The sequence below is a fragment of the Mumia xiangluensis genome (genome assembly GCF_010994095.1).
Classification (GTDB): Bacteria; Actinomycetota; Actinomycetes; order Propionibacteriales; family Nocardioidaceae; genus Mumia; species Mumia xiangluensis.
The window spans coordinates 1,202,277-1,216,789 of record NZ_WJYO01000001.1; the positions used below are offsets into that span (position 1 = coordinate 1,202,277).

Consider the following 14,513-nt stretch of genomic DNA (forward strand, 5'->3'; position numbering starts at 1 on the left):
CGCCGCTCAGCGGCTGAAGCCCACCCACAGGCGGTGGTGCTCGCCGACCGGGATCTCGGCGGCCTGGACGAATCCGGCCTCCTCGAGGATCGCCACCCGCTCGGGTTCGAAGGCGACGGCGGCAGCAGTCCCGTCGCGCTCCTCCAGCGCCCGGACGGCACAGGCGACGAGCAGCCTGTCGCGCACGGGGCGCGGGAGGCGCGGGTCGGCGGCGAGCCCGGTCAGGAGCGCGTCCGGTTGGAGCGCCTCGAGGTGGTCGCCGATCTGCGGGGTCGCGGCGGCGAGCACCGAACGGACCTCCGCTCCCGGGTCGAGCGCGGCCTGGACCGTCGACGGGTCGAGCTCACGGGCGACGACCCCGCTGAGGTCGTCCACCTGCGTGATTGCGGTGGTCGGCACCCAGATCGACGCCGCGCGTACGACGCCGCCGAGGTCGGCGACCCACATCTCACCGTGCTGGAGCACGACGTGACTGAGCGCCAGCCGGGTGACCGAGGCGGCGACCACCGGGTCGGCGGGCCCGTCGATCGTCCCGTCCCCGTCGAGGTCGAGCCGCGGCGCCGAGGACTCGAGGAGTCGCGTGACGTGGGTGACGTCGGCGATCCCGCCCCGACGGACGGCGTACGTGGTGTCGAGCTCGAGCTGGGTGGTCATGACATCAACACTGACAACCCTGTCCAAGTCCGCAGCCGATCCACGTGCGGCGCCGGTTCAGACGGCGTACAGGACGTCGCGCGCGGCCTCGCTGAAGCCGAGCCCTCGGTACGTCGCCAGTGCGGGGGTGTTGTCGCCCTCGACGTAGAGGTCGATCCGGCGGACTCCGGAGGAGGTCAGGTGGTGCAGACCGCGCAGCGTCAGGGCCTTCCCGAGGCCCCGTCCCTGCTCGGACGGGTCCACGCCGACGACGTACACCTCGCCGACCTCGCCGCCGTCAGCCGTGGGCGGGTCGATCTTCGTCCAGTGGAAGCCGACGACCTCGCCTGCCCGCTCGGCCACGAACAGGCCCTGGGGATCGAACCAGGACTGGCCCATCCGGGCGCGGAGGTCGGCGTCGTCCATCGCGCCCTGCTCGGGGTGCGACGCGAAGGCGCGGGCGTTCACGGCGACCAGTCCCGCTGCGTCGGCGTCCTGCCAGGTCCGGATCGTGACGCCCTCGACGTCGCGCTCTGCGGGCAGGGGCGTGGTGGCGTCGCGCTCCAGCACGAGGAGTGTGCGGACGGGTTCGAGTCCGGCGGTGCGGGCGAGCGACCGGGCCGCTGGCAGGTCGCCGTGGGCCCAGAACTGTCGCTCGCCGCGGCGGAGCAGCTCCTCGAGGAGGGCTCGGCCGGTGCCGTTGCGTCGGCGCGCAGGGTCGACGTACAGCTCGACGGGGGAGTCTCCGGCGGCGTACGCGGCTCCGACGACGTCGTCGCCGTCCCGCACGACCTCGTCGACGCGGGCCACCTCGCCCGCAGCGATCGCGATCCGGCTGGCCTCGTTGAGCGGTGAGACACCGTCTGCGGAGGCGACCCGCTCGGCGAGCGCGATGCGTGGATCGGTCATGAGCGTCCTCCGCTGGCGGTGCCGGCGGACCTCAGCCCGCGGACCTGGATCGCGACCTCGGCGGCGACGGCGGCCGCGAGGGCGCCGGGGTCCGCCTCGTCGCCGTCGAGCTCGGGGACGAGGACGTGGACCTTGCCGGCGGCGTACAGGTCGGCCGCGCCGACGCGCTGCGCCCGTGCCATCTCCGCAGCGTGGTCCGCGTTGCCGTGCACGATCGCCGACGCCCCCTCCGGTGGGAGAGGGGACAGCCAGGCGTTCTGCGTCGCGACGACGACGTCCGCCGGGAAGAGCGCGAGCGCCCCGCCCCCGCAACCCTCGCCGAGGAGGACGGAGACGGTCGGCACGGTCATCGTGGCCATCGACGCGATGCAACGCGCGATCTCGCCGGCGATCGCGCCCTCTTCGGCGGACTGCGACAGCTCCGCGCCGGGCGTGTCGATGATCGAGACGAGCGGGAGGCCGAGCTCGTTGGCCAGCCGCATCCCGCGTCGTGCCTCGCGCAGTGCGCCCGGCCCCATCGGTGCGCGGGCCTGTGCTCTGCGGTCCTGGCCGACCACGACGCACGGCTCCCCGTCGAGGCGGGTCAGCGCCACGATCATCGCGCTGTCGCGCTCGCCCTCATCGGTCCCCTGGAGTCGGATCGTGTCCGCGCCCCCGACGCGGAGCACGTCGCGGACGCCCACACGGTGCGGCGCCCGGGTGCGCTCGATCGACGCCCAGGTGTCGAGCTCCGCAGCGGTGACCGGCTCGCGGTGCTGGAGCGACGACGGCTTCGGCGGATCGACGAGGATGCCGAGCGTCCGGTCGACGAGGGCGGGCAGGTCCTCGGCGGAGACGACCGCGTCGAGGATCCCGTGGTGCGCGAGGTTCTCGGCGGTCTGCACACCGTCGGGGAACGGCCGGTGATTGAGCACCTCGTACACCTTGGGGCCGAGGAAACCGACGAGCGCGTCGGGCTCGGCGACGGTCACGTGACCCAGCGAGCCCCACGAGGCGAAGACTCCGCCGGTCGTCGGGTGTCCGAGGTGGACGAGGTAGGGGAGGCCTGCCGCCTTGTGGTCCATGATCGCCCGGGAGATGTCGATCATCCGAAGGAACGCGGGTGTGCCCTCCTGCATCCGGGTGCCACCGGACGCGGTCGTCGCGAGCACCGGGATGCCCTCGGAGGTGGCGCGACGGACGGCGGACACGATGCGCAGTGCGGCGTCCTCGCCGATGGACCCGGCCAGGAAGCGGAACTCGCTGGCGACGACGGCGACCGGCCGGCCGCGCACCGTTGCGCGCCCTGTGATGACCGACTCGTCGCAGCCCGAGCGCTCGGCGGCCCGGACGAGCTCACGCTGGTACGACTCCGGCCACCGCCCGATGTCGATCGGCGAGTCCCACGACGTGAACGAGTCGGCGTCGAGGACGAGCTCGACGAGGTCCGACGCCGTACGGCGTGCACTCATGGGCGGGTCCTCTCGGCCGGTTGCGCTCGGTCTCCCGATCCAAGCACAGCCCGCGGAGCGGTGCGATGACGGTCAGCGGGGGACGCGGACCCCGACGCCCGCGCGAGCGTGCTCCGAGTCGTCGCTCGTGCTGTCGTTCGCGCCTGTGTCGCGGCGGTCACGCGACTGCGCGACGAACCGGTAGCCGACGTTGCGGACGGTCCCGATCAAGGTCTCGTTGTCCGGGCCGAGCTTCGCGCGGAGGCGGCGCACGTGGACGTCGACCGTCCGGGTGCCGCCGAAGTAGTCGTAGCCCCAGACCTCCTGCAGCAGCTGCTGGCGGGTGAAGACGCGGCCCGGGTGCTGCGCGAGGAACTTGAGGAGCTCGAACTCCTTGAATGTGAGGTCGAGCGAGCGGCCGTCGAGACGTGCCGTGTAGGTGACGTCGTCGACGGTGAGACCGCCCGACTTGATCACGTGGGCGTCCGGGTCGTTGCCGGACTCGGCCGACACGCGACCGATCGCGAGACGCAGGCGCGCCTCGACCTCGGCGGGGCCGGCCGCGGTGAGGATGACGTCGTCCATGCCCCAGTCGGCAGCGACCACGGCAAGACCGCCCTCGGTCACGATCAGCACGAGCGGAGAGTCGACACCGGTGGTCCTGAGGAGGCGGGTGAGGCCGCGCGCCTGGGCCAGATCGGTGCGGCCGTCGATCAGGACGGCGTCGCAGGACGGCGCATCGAGGAGCGCACTGGCCTCGGGCGGGAGGATCTTCACGTGGTGCGGGAGGAGGGCGAGCGCAGGTAGTACTTCGATGGACGACTGCGTGCTCGGTGTCAGCAGGAGCAAGGTGGACATCGCGTAACCCTTCTGCAGGTACAAAGAAAGCCCAGGGCTGTGCCCTGGGCTCCGTTGCTTGCTCCACAATAGTCCACGTGACGGAAGCATCAACTTCGGGTAACCGCGACGCGGACGGCAGTGCTGCCGTCACGGTCCGGTACTGGGCGGCCGCACGCGCCGCCGCAGGTCGTGACGTGGATCACGTCGCGCCAGGCACGGTCGCCGACATCCTCGATGCGGTGACCGCGTTGCATGCCGGCAACGACCGGTTCATGCGCGTGCTCGAGATCTGCTCGATCCTGGTCGGCGAGGAGCCTCTCGGGGGCACCGATCCGGCGTCGGTCGCGGTGCCGGCGGGTGGGCAGCTGGAGCTGTTGCCGCCCTTCGCCGGAGGCGATGGTCGGCTGAGCGCCGGAGGCGCCGGCGGCGGCGGTCGGCTGAGCGCCGGAAACAGCATCGCCGTACGCGCTGCCGCACGCGGCGTGGTCCTGTCCGACGGGGGACGCGGGCGACGAGACCGTCGGTGAGCCGCATCCGCGAGGAGGCGCGCTCGCCCCTCGGGCTGACGTCCATCGCGCCCTCCGTGATGACGTGCCTGGTGGCGGGGCTGCTGGTCCTCGCAGCACTCGCCGGACCGTTCGCGGTGGCTGCGGCCGTGCTCGTGGCGCAGCTGACGCTCGCCGCCGTGCCTTCCCCGACGGGGATCAGCCGTACGCCGGTGCGGGCGCCGAAAGCGGCCCCCATCGCGGTCGCAGGGATCGTGGCCTCGCTCGTCACGCTGGCGCCCGCTCTCGTCGTGGGGGCAGACGGCACCCGCGCCACCGCGTCGGCCGACGTCGCCAGCGGGTCGCTGGTCGGTGTCGGCCTGGCACTGCCGGTGCTCGTCCTCACGGCGCTGTTCGGCCAGTTGCGACGACCAGCACCGCGGCCGGACGTGGTGCTGGCGCTCGGCGAGGTCGTGGTCACCGGCACGATCGCGCTCCTGGCCACCGGATGGGTCGCGGCCGCGATCTCGCCGGTCGGCCGTCCCGCGGTGATCGTTGCAGCTGTCGTGACGGCCGTGGTGGTGCTCGCGGACCGCGCCGAGCGCATCCGTCCGCTCGCGCTGGTCTGGGCGCTCGCGCTCGGCGCACTGACCGGCATCGTCCTCGCCGCGCTCGAGGACGCCAACTCGGTAGTCGGTGGGGTCGCGGCGGTCGCGATCGGTGGTGCGGCCGCGCTCGGCGGTGCGGTCGGCCGACGCTGGCGTCCGCTCCCGCCGAACCGGTGGGCCGTCGAGGCGGTCGCGCCGATCGCCTTCGCCGGGCCGGTCGTGTTCATCGCCTCGCTGCTCTGGGCCGGGCTCTGACGAGGGCCGGTCAGCGGGCCCTGTACGCGGCGGCGATCAACGGGTCGCCGCCGGCGGGATCCATCCGGCGTACGGCCTCGCGTACCGCGAGCACGGGCACCCGCCCGGGACGGTCGGCGATCCACGCCGCGACGATCTCCGGCCGCTTCTTCGCGGTCTCGCGGAGCACCCAGCCGATCGCCTTGCGGACGAAGAACTCGCGCTCGTCCAGCATCGCGTCGGCGTAGCGTCCGAAGCGCGCCCAGTCGCCGCGCCCCCTGCGCAAGGGCGGCATCAGTGCGAGCAGCGCGGCGCGCCGTACCCAGAAGTCGTCGTCGACGGCCCAACGATCCAGGGTGTCTCCGCAGCGCACGCCGTCGGCACCGTCGTCGCTGACGACGGCGGCGACCTCGGTGGCGAGCGGGTCGACGAGCGCCCAGGTGCCGGCGGTACGCACCAGCTCCTCGACGAGAGCGAGGTCGTCGCAACCGAGGCCGCCGGCGCCGTCGGCGAGCACCACCACCGCGGCGAGCAGGTGCTCGTGGACCGGCGAGGCCCAGAGCGTCCTGGCCACGGCCAGCCTGGTCGTACGGTCGGTGGCCGCGCTGCCCGCCAGCGCGGCGCGAGTGATGCTGCGCGTCGCCGGAACCCCGACGCCGAGGTGCGTACGGCTGCTCTTGAGATAGCGCGCCTCGGCCGCGGCGCGCTCGGGGCGTGCATGCTCGGCGAGCGCCCGGGTGATCGCAGCCGCCACGGAGACGGCATCGTCCGTCATGGCCGCACCGTACCCTTGAGGTGTGCCCCTCGGTGTCTCCGTCCTCCTCGTCGTGCTCGTGCTGACCGCTGCGTTCGCCGCTGTCCGCAAGCGCAACGACGGGCGCGTACGCACCGTGGCGGCGGCACCGGTCCCGGCGGAGGCTGCCGAGCGAGACACCTCCTCGCGTGGTGCTGGACACGTGCTGACCCCGGAGGACATCGGTGCCGAGCTCGGATCCGGGGCGACGCTCGTGCAGGTGTCGAGCGCGTTCTGCGCCCCGTGCCGGTCGGCGCGCGTGCTCCTCACGCAGGTGGCGCAGCGGCGCGACGACGTCGCGTACGTCGACGTGGACGCGGAGTCGCACCTCGAGCTGGTGCGCAGGCTGGACGTCATGCGGACGCCCACGATCCTCGTGCTCGACCGCGCTGGCGCGGTCGTCGGGCGCGCGTCCGGCGTCCCGCGCATGCCCGAGATCGAGGCAGTTCTCGACAGCGTGACCTCAACGCCTGTCTCAGATGTCGGATAGATGTCTCGCGATACGAGACGCGAACGTGACCGTCCGGGAAACGCCCCCTACTCTGGCGTCATGCCCCGCACGACACACCTGACCAAGCGACGCGCAGTGGACCACTGCCGCGTCCGCTCGGCACTGTGTCGAATGCGCTGAACGAACCCATCTCCCCGCCGCCGTCGCGCGGCACCGTTCTGCGCCTGGAGTCTCGATGTCCGCCCAACACCTGCCTGAAGCGCGCCCTGCCGCCCGTGCCGACCGACCAGCCGGTCAGGTCGATCCGCGCGGCCAGCGCTTCGCCGCCGCCCTGACGTCCGCCGTCCTGGCGGTCGTGCTCGTCACGATCGGCACGCCGTTCGCGACGGTCCTCATCGCGGTCCAGCTGGCGATCTTCGCGGTCGGGGTCACGCTCGGCCCGGCACGCACCCCGTACGCACGGCTGTTCGCCCGTGTCGTGCGACCGCGCATCGGGGCGCCCAGCGAGACCGAGGACGCTCGCCCGCCGCGCTTCGCCCAGGCGGTCGGAGGAGTCTTCGCGCTGGTCGGACTGCTGGCCCTGCTTGCCGGCGCCGTGCCGCTCGCCGCGGTCGCCGTGGGCTTCGCGCTCGCTGCCGCCCTGCTCAACGCAGTCACGGGGTTCTGCCTCGGCTGCGAGATGTACCTGGTCGTCCGACGCGTCGCACCACAGCGCGCCTGACACCGCTCCCTGCACAGATCACCCATCCCTACCCGCAGCCTGACAACAACCGTGGAGGTAAACCCATGAGCCGCGACACTGCGCTCGTCACCGCCGACTGGGTCGAGGAGCACCTGTCCGACGCGGGCGTCGTGCTCGTCGAGGTCGACGAGGACACGACGGCCTACGACAAGGGCCACATCGCCGGAGCCATCAAGCTCGACTGGAAGAACGACCTGCAGGACCCGGTCCGCCGCGACTTCGTCAACAAGGCGCAGTTCGAGGCGCTCCTGTCCGAGCGCGGCGTGAGCAACGACGACACCGTCGTGCTCTACGGCGGCAACAACAACTGGTTCGCCGCCTACGCCTACTGGTACTTCAAGCTCTACGGCCACACTGACGTCAAGCTGCTCGACGGCGGCCGCAAGAAGTGGGAGCTCGACAGCCGCGAGCTCGTCGAGGAGATCCCGACCCGCGCGACGACGTCGTACACGGCGTCGGAGCAGGACACCTCGATCCGCGCCTTCCGCGACGAGGTCGTCGAGGCCATCGGCGTCCAGAACCTCATCGACGTCCGCAGCCCCGACGAGTTCGCCGGCCGCCTCCTGGCACCAGCCCACCTCCCGCAGGAGCAGGCGCAGCGTGGGGGCCACATCCCGACCGCCGGCAACGTCCCGTGGAGCAAGGCGGCCAACGACGACGGCACCTTCCGCAGCAACGAGGAGCTCGAGGCGCTGTACGCCGAGGCCGGCCTCGACCGCAGCAAGGACACCATCGCGTACTGCCGCATCGGCGAGCGCTCCTCGCACACCTGGTTCGTGCTGGCCGAGCTCCTCGAGGTGAGCAACGTCAAGAACTACGACGGCTCCTGGACCGAGTACGGCTCGCTCATCGGCGTGCCGGTCGCGCTCGGTGACGAGCCCGGGGAGGCCTGAGCATGTGCGGCGCGACCCGTGGCGGACCGAGCCTCGACGGTGTCGATCTGGAGAAGGAGACCGTCATCCAGGGCATCGTGACCAAGGAGGGCGAGCCGGTCGGCAACGCGTACGTGCGGCTGCTCGACGCGACCGGTGAGTTCACCGCCGAGGTCCCGACGTCGGCGACGGGCCAGTTCCGGTTCTTCGCGGCCCCCGGTGACTGGACGCTGCGCACGCTCGCGCCGCGTGCCGCGACCGTCGACCGGGTCGTCAGCGCTCAGCGTGGCTCCGCGGTCGACGTCGAGGTGGCCCTCGCAGCCGTCTGACGATGCTCTCCCCGCTGGTTGAGCGAGCGTAGCGAGTCGAAACTCGAAGCCCCCGTCCGGTTATCCGGGCGGGGGCTTCGTCGTACGGGTGGTTTCGACTCGCTTCGCTCGCTCAACCAGCGGGGGGCGGGGGGAGGTTCAGTCGACCTCGGTCTCCGCGCCCAGCTTCTCCGCGTCGGGGTTGAGGCGGAGGTACTTCTTGACCTTGTCGTTGCGGACCATCCGCCACAGGTCTTCGCTCTTCGCCTCATCGATGATGACGATGCTCTGCCCGTTGGGAGCCTTGCCGTAGCGGGGCTCGGCCATGGGGACGGTCATGAAGTCGACGTTGTCGACGCTGACGCCCCGGATGTTCCAGGCGAGGTCGGTGATCGTGCTGGTCGTGAACTTGTCGTCGACGGTGAGGTTCTGGGCGACCGAGGAGACCGTCTTCTGGAGCGAGAGCGGGTTGCTGAGGTTGCTGCCGCTCATCATCTCCTTGAGCAGCAGGCGGATGAAGTTCTGCTGGCGCTGGATGCGCCCGAAGTCACCGTCGGTGAGGCCGTAGCGGGTCCGGACGTACTGGAGGGCGCGCTTGCCCTTGAGGTTGTGCCAGCCCTCCTCCCAGGTGACCTTCTGGGAGGAGTCGTAGAACGTCTCGGGGATGAAGACCTTCACGCCTCCGACCGCAGCGGTCATGTCCTTAAAGCCGTCCCAGTCCATGATCACCATGTGGTCCATGCGGAGGTCGGTGAGGTGCTCGACCGTCGAGATTGCTCCGTTCGGGCCGTAGTTGGCGAACGCAGCGTTGATCTTGTCCTCGCCGCGGACCTCGCCCTGCTCGTCGTAGATCGGGACGTAGGAGTCGCGCGGGATCGAGATCACGGAGACTTGCTTACGGTTGGCCGAGATGTGGGCGACCATGATCGTGTCGCTCCGGTGGATCCTGCCCTCTTTCCAGAGGCCATCCTCGTTGAGGTCGGACTTGATCGACGACGTGTTGTTGTTGCCGTCTGCCTCGGCGTCGGCGCCGAGGACCAGGATGTTGAGGGCCTCGCCCGGTGCGGGGTCGGGACGGTTCTCGTCCTTGAGCACCGCGGTCTGGAACTTGTCGACGTCCTTGAGGCTGTTCATCAGGCCCCAGGCGTAGGCGCCGCCGCCGATGAGGACGATGGAGAGCACGGATGCGATGGACACACTGACCCAGTGGCGGCGCATCCAGCCGCGCGGCTTCTCGGCGCGTCGCTTGCCGGCGCCGTCGTAGTCGCTCATTGCTCTCCCTGTCCAACATGGCGGCAGCCCGGACACCTGGCCGGGGCTGCATCCCGCCTATTCTGCCTCATGGTTGGTCATCGGCCCAGGCGACGTACGTCTCCTCGTCGCAGCTCGGCACTGTCGAGGACCAGCGTCACCGGCCCGTCGTTGACCAGCTCGACCGCCATGTCGGCCCCGAACACTCCACGTTCGACGTGCGCTCCGAGTTCCCGTAGCGCAGCGCAGAACTCCTCGTACAGGGGTTCTGAGACCGGGCCGGGCGCTGCGTCGCCCCACGAGGGGCGACGGCCCTTGCGGACGTCGGCGTACAGCGTGAACTGGCTGATCACCAGCAGCGGCGCGCCGAGGTCGGAGGCGGAGCATTCGTCACGAAGAATCCGGAGACCCCAGATCTTGGCGGCCATGGCAGCGGCGTCGTCGGCGCTGTCCGCATGCGTGACGCCGAGGAGGACGAGGAGCCCAGGCTGCTCGATCGCACCGACGACCTCGTCGTCGACGCGGACCGATGCGGAGTTCACCCTCTGGACCACGGCACGCATCCGCACATTCTGACGTGTCGGGTCCTGGCGTCAAACCCCCACCTAGACTGGAGGCATGCCGTTCGAGATCCCCGAAGACCTCCATCCTGACATCCTCGGATTCGCGTGGCTGCTGGGCCAGTGGCACGGCAACGGTCGCGGCGACTATCCGACGATCGAGCCGTTCAGCTTCGAGCAGGACGTCGCCTTCGCCCACGACGGTCGCCCGTTCCTCCACTACTTCAGCCGGACGTGGATCACCGACGAGTCCGGCGAGCGTGTCCGTCCCGGCGCCCTCGAGACCGGGTTCCTTCGCCCGGGCGGCCCGATCGACAAGGCCAAGGGCCCGGTGGAGCTGATGCTCACCCACCCGACGGGGTTCGTCGAGGTCTACTTCGGCGAGATCGACGGCCCGCGACTGACGCTGCAGACCGACGCTGTCGTGCGCACGCCGACCGCCAAGGAGTACACCGCCGGTCAGCGGATGTACGGCCTGGTCGACGGCGACCTGATGTACGCCTACGACATGGCGGCGCAGGGGCAGTCGATGCAGTCGCACCTGTGGGGGCAGCTGAAGCGTGTCTGATCTCGAGCTCGACCAGCAGGCGGCCGTGCGCCGCAGTCCTCTCCTCGACCTTCCCGGCGCCGTCGAGGGTGAGGGTCCCGACCGTGGCGTCGCGGCCCATTACGGTGCGATCGGCCCGGAGCAGCGTTCTCTGGAGGCCGGCACCGCGTTCGTCGACCTCTCGCATCGCGACGTCGTCACGATCACGGGCGCCGACCGCCTCGGATGGCTCCACTCGCTGACGACGCAGGCGCTCGAGTCGCTGGCTCCCGGCACGCCGACGCAAGCCTTGGTGCTGTCACCGCAGGGGCGCGTCGAGCACGCGTTCCACGGCGTCGACGACGGCGAGACGTTCTGGGCGCACACCGAGCCTGGCCGCGGCGCCGCACTGGCGACGTACCTGGACCGGATGCGATTCATGATGCGCGTCGAGGTCGTCGACGCGTCCGACACGTACGCGGTTCTCGGTCTGACCGGGCTGGCGACCACGATCGTGCCCCGCGCCGACCTCGCCGCGGCACCGGCGACGTACGGCACTCCTGTCGGCACCTGGGCATGGGAAGCGCTGCGGATCGCGGCGGGTGTCCCGCGGTTCGGGCTGGACACGGACGACAAGGCGATCCCCAACGAATACGGCTGGCAGTACGACGCCTCGACCGGCACCTCGGACCTGATGCAGGCGGTCCACCTGGCCAAGGGCTGCTACCGCGGTCAGGAGACCGTCGCACGCATCCACAACCTCGGGCGTCCTCCGCGGCGCGCGGTGCTGCTGCACCTCGACGGGTCAGTCGAGCATCTGCCGGTGCACGGAGCCGAGGTAACCCTCGACGGCCGGACGATCGGGTTCGTCGGATCGACCGCCCGCCACCACGAGCTGGGCCCCATCGCACTCGCTGTCGTCAAGCGCAACGTGCCTGTCGACGCCACGCTCCTTGCCGACGGAGTCGCCGCCGCACAGGAGGTCCTCGTCGACCCCGAGGTCGGGCTGCACGTCCGTCCGGCGCTCTGACGCCGGATTGCTAAGGTCGCCCGCATGCAGATCTCGGTCATCGGCTGTTCCTACCTGGGCGCCGTCACGTCGTCCTGCCTGGCCGCTCTCGGCCACGACGTGGTCGGAGTCGATATCAACGAGCGGATCGTCGCCGAGCTCTCGGCTGGTCGGGCGCCTTTTTTCGAGCCGGGGCTGCAGGAGATCCTGAGCGAGCAGGGCTCCACCGGACGGCTCCGCTACACGACCGACCCGTCGGCCGTCGCTGGCAGCGCCGTCCACTTCGTCTGTGTAGGCACGCCTCAGCGAGCCGGTGAGAACGCCGCTGACCTCCGGCAGGTGGACAGCGCGGTCGAGGGTCTGCTGCCGCACCTCCGCCCGGGCGACGTCGTCGTCGGCAAGTCGACGGTCCCCGTCGGTACGGCGGCCCGGCTCGCCGCGCGCATCGCCGAGGTCGAGCCGGAGGCGACGCTCGTCTGGAACCCGGAGTTCCTCCGCGAGGGCTTCGCCGTCGAGGACACGTTGCACCCGGACCGGATCGTTTACGGCGTCCCCGACGGGCCCGCTGGAGAGCGTGCGCGGGCGATCCTCGACGAGGTGTACGCGGCGCCGCTCTCCGACGGCACGCCGCTCGTCGTGACCGACTACCCGACGGCCGAGCTCGTCAAGGTCGCCGCGAACTCGTTCCTTGCCACCAAGATCTCCTTCATCAACGCGATGGCCGAGCTGTGCGAGGTCGCCGGGGGCGACGTGACCGCGCTCGCTGACGCGATCGGCCACGACGACCGGATCGGGCGCAAGTTCCTCAACGCCGGCCTCGGGTTCGGCGGCGGCTGCCTCCCGAAGGACATCCGCGCATTCATGGCACGCGCAGGAGAGTTGGGTGCCGACGAGGCACTGACCTTCCTCCGTGAGGTCGACACGATCAACCTGCGCCGCCGTGACCGTGTTGTCGAGATGGCGAGGCAGATCCTGGGCGGGGCGGTCGCGGACCGTCGGATCGCCGTTCTCGGTGCCGCATTCAAGCCCAACAGCGACGACGTGCGCGACTCGCCGGCGCTGGACGTCGCTGCGCGTCTTGATCAGCACGGCGCCGACGTCCGGGTCACCGACCCTCACGCGATCCCCAACGCACGTGCCATCCATCCCCACCTGACGTATGTGACGTCGGTCGACGAGGCCGTCGACGGCTCCGACCTGGTGCTCCTGGTCACCGAGTGGCGCGAGTACGCGACGCTCGACCCAGCTGCGCTGGCGCAGAAGGTCCGCGGTGCGGCGATCATCGACGCCCGCAACGTCCTCGACCCGGTCGCCTGGCGGGGCGCGGGGTGGACCTATCGAGGTCTCGGCCGACCGTAGTCAGCCGCGGTGCTTCACGGGATCGACCCCGTCGCGCGGATGCGGGGTGCCCGGCGGCTCGGCGTGCCCGTAGCCGTAGCCGTAGCCCGACCAGGTGCCTTCCTGCGACCGCGTCGACGCCATCGTGAGCACAGTGCCGAGCAGGCGCGCGCCGACGTTGGCCAGACGCTCCACAGAGTGGCCGACCTGGTCACGAGTCGCCTTCTTCGCGCCGACTACGAGGATCGCGCCGTCGCACTGTGAGGCCAGCACGGCAGCATCCGTGATCGGGAGCAGCGGCGGTGCGTCGATGAGCACGATGTCGTACGTCGCTCGGAGCTCGCGCAAGCTCTCGACCATGGCCTGGCTCTGGAGGAGCTCAGCGGGGTTCGGGGGGATAGGGCCGCTGGTGAGCACGTCGAGGAACGTGTTGGTGGTCTGCTGGACGGCCTCCGTGAGAGTCCTGCGGCCGATCATCACGGAGGTGAGTCCGACTCCGTGCTGCAGGCCCATGTAGTCGGCGATGCGCGGTCGCCGGAGGTCGCCTTCGACCAGCACGACGCGGTGCTGAGCGATAGCGAGGGTGAGGGCGAGGTTGATCGCGGTCGTCGTCTTGCCCTCCTCCGGGATCGAGCTCGTCACCACGATGACCTTGCGGCTCGCGTCCACGTCGACGAACTGCAGGTTCGTCCGGAGCACGCGGAACGCCTCGGTCCGGGGCGCGAGCAGGCCGATCTGGGTCACGAGCGGACTCTTGGCGGCGGTGGAGTCGTACGGGATGGCGCCCAGCGCCGGAGCGTCGGTCAGCGCCTCCAGGTCGTCGCTCGTGCGGACCGACGTGTCCAGGGTCTCGCGGAGGAGTGCGGCGCCGACGCCGACGAGCAGCCCGAGGAGGAGCGCCAGGCCGAGAGTGCGGGGGATGTCGGGAGTGGTGGGTGACTCGGGGAGGGTGGCGCTGTCGACGACGGTCGCCTTGATCGGAGGACCGTCGTCGCTGCCCGACGTCTCCAGCTCGCCGACGTACGCGGTGAACTCCTCGGCGGTCGCCGCGGCGATCGCCTGTGCCTGCTCGGGGTCAGGGTCTCTGGCCTGCACCTCGAGGATGACGGTCTCGGGGACGACGGTGGCGCTGATCTTCTCGGAGATCTCGCTCGGGGACTCGTCGAGGTCCAGACGGTCGACCACCCGTTTCGCGACGGCTTCGCCGGTGAGGAGGGTCGCATACGAGGCGACGCGCTGCTGCGAGAACAGCCCACCCTGGTAGGCGTCGGTGCCGTCCGCCTGCGGCGTCGAGACGAACAAGCGGGTCGTCGAGGTGTACTCGGGGGTGGCACGCACCAGGAGCACGCCCGCGACCGCGAGCGCGACGACGACACAGCCGGTGATCAACAACCACCGCCTGCGCAGGACCTGCAGGAGCTCGCGGACTCCCAACCGTCCCCCTCGGCTCGTCGGTGCTTCCTCACAGTAGGGCAGGTCGGCGAAGACGGCGACCGACGCGATTACGACATGCCGATGTCTTGT

Annotated in this window: 17 protein-coding genes; 9 read left to right on the forward strand and 8 right to left on the reverse strand. The window is 70.8% G+C overall.

Going from position 1 to position 14,513, the window contains the following annotated elements; genetic code table 11:
* Positions 1-6 precede the first annotated feature (6 nt).
* The 4 genes from GH747_RS05565 to GH747_RS05580 all read right to left on the reverse strand — a co-directional run bounded on the left by GH747_RS05565 (position 7) and on the right by GH747_RS05580 (position 3,830).
* Positions 7-654, reverse strand: a complete 648-nt coding sequence (locus GH747_RS05565) for a hypothetical protein (RefSeq protein WP_149768500.1) — start codon at positions 652-654, stop codon at positions 7-9.
* Between the two features lie 57 nt (positions 655-711).
* Positions 712-1,542: a mycothiol synthase gene (gene mshD / locus GH747_RS05570; protein WP_149768501.1), complete on the reverse strand. Its 831-nt coding sequence runs from the start codon at positions 1,540-1,542 to the stop codon at positions 712-714.
* Positions 1,539-2,993: a carboxyl transferase domain-containing protein gene (locus tag GH747_RS05575; protein ID WP_149768502.1), complete on the reverse strand. Its 1,455-nt coding sequence runs from the start codon at positions 2,991-2,993 to the stop codon at positions 1,539-1,541. The genes mshD and GH747_RS05575 overlap by 4 nt, the downstream gene beginning before the upstream one ends.
* Before the next feature lie 72 nt (positions 2,994-3,065).
* Complete coding sequence (locus GH747_RS05580) at positions 3,066-3,830, reverse strand: winged helix-turn-helix transcriptional regulator (protein WP_149768503.1); 765 nt, start codon at positions 3,828-3,830, stop codon at positions 3,066-3,068.
* 77 nt (positions 3,831-3,907) lie between these two features.
* Here GH747_RS05580 and GH747_RS05585 point away from each other — a divergent pair, with 77 nt between their 5' ends.
* Positions 3,908-4,339, forward strand: coding sequence for a MoaD/ThiS family protein (locus GH747_RS05585; protein ID WP_205602771.1), 432 nt, complete (start codon positions 3,908-3,910; stop codon positions 4,337-4,339).
* Positions 4,336-5,160: a hypothetical protein gene (locus GH747_RS05590; RefSeq protein WP_149768504.1), complete on the forward strand. Its 825-nt coding sequence runs from the start codon at positions 4,336-4,338 to the stop codon at positions 5,158-5,160. Before GH747_RS05585 ends, GH747_RS05590 begins: the two co-directional genes overlap by 4 nt.
* Before the next feature lie 10 nt (positions 5,161-5,170).
* Here GH747_RS05590 and GH747_RS05595 read toward each other — a convergent pair whose 3' ends face one another.
* On the reverse strand, positions 5,171-5,914 hold the full coding sequence (locus tag GH747_RS05595) for a DNA alkylation repair protein (protein ID WP_149768505.1): 744 nt from the start codon (positions 5,912-5,914) through the stop codon (positions 5,171-5,173).
* A 22-nt stretch (positions 5,915-5,936) separates the two neighbouring features.
* On the opposite strand from GH747_RS05595, the gene GH747_RS05600 reads away from it, so the two are divergent.
* The 4 genes from GH747_RS05600 to GH747_RS05615 all read left to right on the forward strand — a co-directional run bounded on the left by GH747_RS05600 (position 5,937) and on the right by GH747_RS05615 (position 8,326).
* The gene (locus GH747_RS05600) at positions 5,937-6,422 is read left to right on the forward strand and encodes a thioredoxin family protein (protein WP_228552785.1); all 486 of its coding nucleotides are present in this window, start codon (positions 5,937-5,939) and stop codon (positions 6,420-6,422) included.
* Positions 6,423-6,618: 196 nt separating this feature from the next.
* Positions 6,619-7,104: a DUF4395 domain-containing protein gene (locus GH747_RS05605; protein WP_149768506.1), complete on the forward strand. Its 486-nt coding sequence runs from the start codon at positions 6,619-6,621 to the stop codon at positions 7,102-7,104.
* A gap of 65 nt (positions 7,105-7,169) precedes the next feature.
* Complete coding sequence (locus tag GH747_RS05610) at positions 7,170-8,018, forward strand: sulfurtransferase (protein WP_149768507.1); 849 nt, start codon at positions 7,170-7,172, stop codon at positions 8,016-8,018.
* Between the two features lie 2 nt (positions 8,019-8,020).
* Positions 8,021-8,326: a DUF1416 domain-containing protein gene (locus GH747_RS05615; RefSeq protein ID WP_149768508.1), complete on the forward strand. Its 306-nt coding sequence runs from the start codon at positions 8,021-8,023 to the stop codon at positions 8,324-8,326.
* 138 nt (positions 8,327-8,464) lie between these two features.
* Here GH747_RS05615 and GH747_RS05620 read toward each other — a convergent pair whose 3' ends face one another.
* Complete coding sequence (locus GH747_RS05620) at positions 8,465-9,577, reverse strand: LCP family protein (RefSeq protein WP_149768509.1); 1,113 nt, start codon at positions 9,575-9,577, stop codon at positions 8,465-8,467.
* A 77-nt stretch (positions 9,578-9,654) separates the two neighbouring features.
* Positions 9,655-10,119, reverse strand: coding sequence for a D-aminoacyl-tRNA deacylase (gene dtd, locus GH747_RS05625; protein ID WP_149768510.1), 465 nt, complete (start codon positions 10,117-10,119; stop codon positions 9,655-9,657).
* A gap of 55 nt (positions 10,120-10,174) precedes the next feature.
* Between dtd and GH747_RS05630 the strand changes: the two genes are divergently transcribed.
* From GH747_RS05630 to GH747_RS05640, 3 genes are read left to right on the forward strand one after another with little or no spacing between them, the layout of a single operon-like run.
* Entirely contained in the window at positions 10,175-10,684 is a 510-nt protein-coding gene (locus GH747_RS05630; protein ID WP_149768511.1) for a heme-binding beta-barrel domain-containing protein, read from the forward strand.
* The gene (gene ygfZ / locus GH747_RS05635; protein WP_149768512.1) at positions 10,677-11,672 is read left to right on the forward strand and encodes a CAF17-like 4Fe-4S cluster assembly/insertion protein YgfZ; all 996 of its coding nucleotides are present in this window, start codon (positions 10,677-10,679) and stop codon (positions 11,670-11,672) included. The genes GH747_RS05630 and ygfZ overlap by 8 nt, the downstream gene beginning before the upstream one ends.
* Positions 11,673-11,696: 24 nt before the next feature.
* Positions 11,697-13,010, forward strand: a complete 1,314-nt coding sequence (locus GH747_RS05640) for a UDP-glucose dehydrogenase family protein (RefSeq protein WP_149768513.1) — start codon at positions 11,697-11,699, stop codon at positions 13,008-13,010.
* On the opposite strand, the gene GH747_RS05645 is transcribed toward GH747_RS05640, so the two are convergent.
* Complete coding sequence (locus GH747_RS05645) at positions 13,011-14,423, reverse strand: tyrosine-protein kinase domain-containing protein (RefSeq protein ID WP_149768514.1); 1,413 nt, start codon at positions 14,421-14,423, stop codon at positions 13,011-13,013.
* Positions 14,424-14,513 lie beyond the last annotated feature (90 nt).

What these genes read in the sequence shown, in the direction of transcription:
- GH747_RS05565 (WP_149768500.1), bottom strand. Translation starts at nt 654, where the DNA reads ATGACCACCCAGCTCGAGCTCGACACCACGTACGCCGTCCGTCGGGGC.
- mshD (WP_149768501.1), bottom strand. Translation starts at nt 1,542, where the DNA reads ATGACCGATCCACGCATCGCGCTCGCCGAGCGGGTCGCCTCCGCAGAC.
- GH747_RS05575 (WP_149768502.1), bottom strand. Translation starts at nt 2,993, where the DNA reads ATGAGTGCACGCCGTACGGCGTCGGACCTCGTCGAGCTCGTCCTCGAC.
- GH747_RS05580 (WP_149768503.1), bottom strand. Translation starts at nt 3,830, where the DNA reads ATGTCCACCTTGCTCCTGCTGACACCGAGCACGCAGTCGTCCATCGAA.
- GH747_RS05595 (WP_149768505.1), bottom strand. Translation starts at nt 5,914, where the DNA reads ATGACGGACGATGCCGTCTCCGTGGCGGCTGCGATCACCCGGGCGCTC.
- GH747_RS05605 (WP_149768506.1), top strand. Translation starts at nt 6,619, where the DNA reads ATGTCCGCCCAACACCTGCCTGAAGCGCGCCCTGCCGCCCGTGCCGAC.
- GH747_RS05610 (WP_149768507.1), top strand. Translation starts at nt 7,170, where the DNA reads ATGAGCCGCGACACTGCGCTCGTCACCGCCGACTGGGTCGAGGAGCAC.
- GH747_RS05615 (WP_149768508.1), top strand. Translation starts at nt 8,021, where the DNA reads ATGTGCGGCGCGACCCGTGGCGGACCGAGCCTCGACGGTGTCGATCTG.
- GH747_RS05620 (WP_149768509.1), bottom strand. Translation starts at nt 9,577, where the DNA reads ATGAGCGACTACGACGGCGCCGGCAAGCGACGCGCCGAGAAGCCGCGC.
- dtd (WP_149768510.1), bottom strand. Translation starts at nt 10,119, where the DNA reads ATGCGTGCCGTGGTCCAGAGGGTGAACTCCGCATCGGTCCGCGTCGAC.
- GH747_RS05630 (WP_149768511.1), top strand. Translation starts at nt 10,175, where the DNA reads ATGCCGTTCGAGATCCCCGAAGACCTCCATCCTGACATCCTCGGATTC.
- GH747_RS05640 (WP_149768513.1), top strand. Translation starts at nt 11,697, where the DNA reads ATGCAGATCTCGGTCATCGGCTGTTCCTACCTGGGCGCCGTCACGTCG.